Origin of the sequence: Tepidimonas fonticaldi (assembly GCF_007556755.1) — a bacterium.
In the GTDB taxonomy this organism is placed as follows: Bacteria; Pseudomonadota; Gammaproteobacteria; order Burkholderiales; family Burkholderiaceae_C; genus Tepidimonas; species Tepidimonas fonticaldi.
Genome location: NZ_VJOO01000076.1, coordinates 1 through 1,032 on the forward strand (window position 1 = coordinate 1; position 1,032 = coordinate 1,032).

Consider the following 1,032-nt stretch of genomic DNA (forward strand, 5'->3'; position numbering starts at 1 on the left):
CACACCATGACCATCCGCGTTGGCATCAACGGTTTTGGCCGCATTGGGCGCCTGTCGCTGCGCGCGGCGCTGCAAGGGGGCTTTGACGACATCGAAGTCGTCGGTATCAACGACCCCAAGGGCGCCGACTACCTGGCCTACATGCTGCAGTACGACAGCGTGCACGGGCGCTTTCGCGGCAGCGTCGCGCACGAGGGCGACGACGCGCTCATCGTCAACGGCCGGCGCATTGCGCTGAGCCACGAGCGCGACAACCCCCGGCTGCGCTGGGGCGACATGGGCGTGGACGTGGTGCTGGAGTGCACCGGCCAGTTCCTGACCACCGAAAGCTGCCAGGTGCACCTCGATGCCGGCGCCAAAAAAGTCGTCATCTCCGCCCCCAGCAAAGACGACACCCCCATGTTCGTCTACGGCGTCAACCACGGCGGCTACGCGGGCGAGGCCGTCATCAGCAACGCCTCGTGCACCACCAACTGCCTGGCGCCCGTGGCCAAAGTGCTGCACGACCGTTGGGGTCTCAAGCGCGGGCTCATGACCACCGTGCACGCCGCCACCGCCAGCCAAAAGACCGTGGACGGCTCCTCGCGCAAGGACTGGCGCGGCGGGCGCGGCATCCTGGAAAACATCATCCCCAGCAGCACCGGTGCGGCCAAGGCCGTGGGCAAAGTCATCCCGGCGCTCAACAAAAAGCTCACCGGCATGTCGCTGCGCGTGCCCACCAGCGACGTCTCGGTGGTGGACCTCACCTGCGAGCTGGAGCGCCCGGCCAGCTACGCCGAGATCTGTGCCGAGATGCGCGCCATGAGCCAGCGGCCGGTGGCCGAAGGCGGCATGGCGGGCGTGCTGGGCTACACCGAAGACATGGTGGTGTCCACCGACTTTCGGGGCGAGAGCTGCACCAGCGTCTTCGATGCCAAGGCGGGCATGGCGCTGGACGAGACGTTCGTGAAGGTCGTGGCCTGGTACGACAACGAATGGGGCTACGCCGCCAAGTGCCTGGAGATGGCGCGCATCGTCGCGCGCGGTTGAGCC

1 protein-coding gene is annotated in these 1,032 nt (G+C 67.3%); it reads left to right on the top strand.

Annotated features, from left to right (window positions below):
- Positions 1–6: 6 nt before the first annotated feature.
- Positions 7–1,029 (top strand): type I glyceraldehyde-3-phosphate dehydrogenase, encoded by a 1,023-nt coding sequence (gene gap / locus Tfont_RS14370; RefSeq protein WP_143969935.1) that lies wholly within the window; start codon positions 7–9, stop codon positions 1,027–1,029.
- The last annotated feature ends 3 nt before the right edge of the window (positions 1,030–1,032 follow it).

Coding starts and splice junctions, on each gene's coding strand:
- gap (WP_143969935.1), top strand. CDS start 7: ATGACCATCCGCGTTGGCATCAACGGTTTTGGCCGCATTGGGCGCCTG.